This window comes from Marivita sp. (assembly GCF_051251565.1).
Taxonomy (GTDB): Bacteria; Pseudomonadota; Alphaproteobacteria; order Rhodobacterales; family Rhodobacteraceae; genus Marivita.
The window spans coordinates 1-2,984 of record NZ_JBPOFB010000051.1; the positions used below are offsets into that span (position 1 = coordinate 1).

The window sequence follows — 2,984 nt, forward strand, 5'->3', positions numbered from 1 at the left end:
ACATCCGCACCCAATACCGTGCTCAGACGCCCACGGCGCCCCGTCTGCAAAAACGTATCGGCCATAACGACCACCTCTGAAAATAAATTAAACCCGCAACATGCGCTCTGAGTTTCAGACGCAGGGGGCAAAATGGCAAGGTCTTTCGCATGGCCCGCGCCGGGCGCGGCCTGTGGCCCGACACAGGCGCGCAATCCGTGGTCAGCCGCCGATAACGACGTTGGGTGATCCGCTCTGGGCTTGGCCGCCACAAGCGACACGGTCCCCGATCCGCCCTGCCGGGATGCCATTGACAAAGACCGAGCGCGACCCCGCAGCAAGAAGCTGTGGATGAGGCGCTTTGCAGACCGGGCAGAAATGCGGGGCATACATATCCCCGACCCGCATCACCGCAAGCGTGTTTGCACTCACATTGGGCGATCCCTGCACAACGGGCATCGGCGGATGAAAAAAGACATTGCAGACGATGCATTTGTGCCCCGAACTCATGTCGCTCAGCCGATGTGCCGGTGGCATGCTCAGCCCTCCCCTGTGGTCAACGCCGCGCGGCATGCAGCCACCGTGTCCGGTGACACGAACTGTCTCAGGACTGTCTGATCTTGCGTGAAAAAGCCAAAGCGGCGATAGCTCCAGCCAGCAATCTGCGGTGTACCATCAGCCCCGAAGGCGAGAATGGCGAAATGCGGGCTGCGCACCTCTGCATCGTCGATTCCGATACCCAGAAGCCGCCGATTGACCTGTCGTGCCGGGTTTGGAACGAAAAACCCGGTCCCGGCAAAGGACAGCTCCTTGAGATTGGTGACATCCTCGCCCGGCCGCAGCCAGCAATAGGGGGCATCGAACACGCCCGCCGCAGTGCGGTTTGCAAGCCCCACCTGTGCCGCGAACCAGATGAGGATCAGCGCCACGATGCCGACAAGACCCCAGAAAATACTGACCATGAGACTACGCCCTTTCCTGCTCATCTGCGCCCGGCCCAATTCGGGTGCTGATTGAGGATGTTGATGATGTTCTGCCGGGTGACGGTAGAGGTGCTGGCGGCCAGATTGTACCCGGCGCGGATCGCCTGCGCGTCGGCAGGATCGTCCCCCTCTTGGCCGTCACCCGGGTTGTCGACCTCCTGTGCCTGTCCGGCCCCGTCAAGGATCATCCGCAGCGACAACCCGAACCGACGGCCGATATAGCCGAAATGGATATTCGACCAGCCGTCATAGAAGTAGACCTCATGGGCGTTGCCCAGCCGGTTTAACGCGCCCCAGACAGGGCGGATGATCGGCTTGTGATCCCATTCACCGCCGCCACTTCCCCAGTTCTGCACGGCGAAATAGGCGTCCTGCGCTCCGCCAAGGAACCCTTCGTTCTTGTGCGTGCGGTATCCAAGGCGGGTGCGCGCCTCATCGATCTCTTCGTCAAGCTGCTCCTGCAAATCCTCCAGAACCGTATCGCTCCAGGGGAGTAGCGGTGGCGGCGACGGGTTTTCACGTTCTTCCGAAATGGCATCACGCACACGCTGAATGTCATCCGCGTTTTCCTCCACGTCACTGGCCACGCTATTGGTGTTGATCTCGTCGACGATGAACTGCACCACCGAATTGGCCAGGAAGACCTCGTGGACGATCACCTCGTCATCGCCTTCGGTCACGCTGGCGGTGGGCGGCACTGGCCCCGGAGCAACACCACGGTAGTCCTCATGCGTCCGCCCCAGTTTGAGACGCCCCAATGCAAGATTGTCCGAGACCCCAGACGCGCTGAAGGCTGCAATGGCATAGGGTTCGGCCCAGACGAACAGCTCGTAGCTTGATGCATCGAACTCGGCATCCGTGATGGCGCACCAGATGGTAATGGCCTGGGCGCTTGCCATGACAAAGGAATGTTCCGACGGCACGGTGTATTGATTGCCCTCGTCATTGCCGGTCTGGTCCGAAGTGTCCCCCGGGTTTTCGTCGAAATAGACCTTGATCGTGATGCGGTCCGAATGGCTTACCGGATGCGAGCCATGTGGCCTGAAGCGGATTGCCAACCATTTCTGTGACATGGTTCCCTCCTCAATTCAGATTGATCACAAGACCGGAGAGGTCAAGATTGCCCCCGGCCTGCAAGGTCATTCCGGCACCGGCATCGATGTTCACAACCTGGGACGCAGCATCGATCTTTTCGCCGGCCTCGAGATCCATCTTGCCGCCTGCATGCAGGGTGATATCGCTGCCTGCCACCATAGTGATGGTGTTGGCCATCTGCACATCCAGATCGGTGCCAGTCATCTTGATCAGACCCGAGGCATGCATCACGATCCGCGTGCTGCCGCAGATGATCGTGAAGCGTTCACCGACATTGATGGTCTTGGTGCTGCCCACCTCTTCGGAGGCCCTCTCGGCGACCGTGACACCAAAGGTCCGCCCCGAGGTCATTTCGATCGACTGCCCGGCGGTCAGCGAATATCCCATCCCGACATGCGCGCGGGACACGGTGCCGATGGTTTCGGATTTGGATTTCTCCACCGCGATATGCATGTTGCCCTCGCCCGGATTAACCCCCCCCGGAACCCCAAGATTGTAGCCCAGGTTGGAGATGCCATCGGTCATGCCGGTAAAGGCGCGGGAGACAAGCTGGCCGATACCGCCGGGCCCGACGCTCAGGGACAGGTTGCCACCGATCTGTTCGACATGGTTGTTCCTGACCTCGATCGCCTTGTTGTGGCCGATCGATTGCACCCAGTTGTTGTCGATCCGTTCGGTGTGGTTGTTGCGGGTCTTTTCGTTGCGGTCCTTCTGGGCGTGGATAAACACCTCCTGAAGACCATTTTCGTCCTGAAAGCGAAGTTCGTTAAAGCCGCTGCCCTGATGGGTGTCGGTCTTGAAGGTTGAAATCGTCTTGTTGTGCGGCAGCAGGTATGGCGGCGTGTTCTGTCCGTTATAGACGCATCCTGTGACGATGGGGTAATCGGGGTCTCCGTTGAGGAATTCGACGATGACCTCCATGCCGAT

General features: G+C 59.7%; 4 protein-coding genes. All 4 read right to left on the reverse strand.

Features of this window, described 5'->3' with window-relative positions; genetic code table 11:
- Window positions 1-201: 201 nt before the first annotated feature.
- Window positions 202-516, reverse strand: a complete 315-nt coding sequence (locus ACSHXH_RS19135; protein WP_435673396.1) for a PAAR domain-containing protein — start codon at window positions 514-516, stop codon at window positions 202-204.
- Between the two features lie 2 nt (window positions 517-518).
- A complete protein-coding gene (locus ACSHXH_RS19140; protein ID WP_435673397.1) occupies window positions 519-941 on the reverse strand; it encodes a hypothetical protein in 423 nt (140 codons plus the stop codon).
- Window positions 942-961: 20 nt separating this feature from the next.
- The gene (locus tag ACSHXH_RS19145; protein ID WP_435673398.1) at window positions 962-2,035 is read right to left on the reverse strand and encodes a polymorphic toxin type 44 domain-containing protein; all 1,074 of its coding nucleotides are present in this window, start codon (window positions 2,033-2,035) and stop codon (window positions 962-964) included.
- 10 nt (window positions 2,036-2,045) lie between these two features.
- Window positions 2,046-2,984, reverse strand: a 939-nt coding sequence (locus ACSHXH_RS19150; RefSeq protein WP_435673399.1) for a bacteriophage T4 gp5 trimerisation domain-containing protein, incomplete at its 5' end; no start/stop codon positions are given.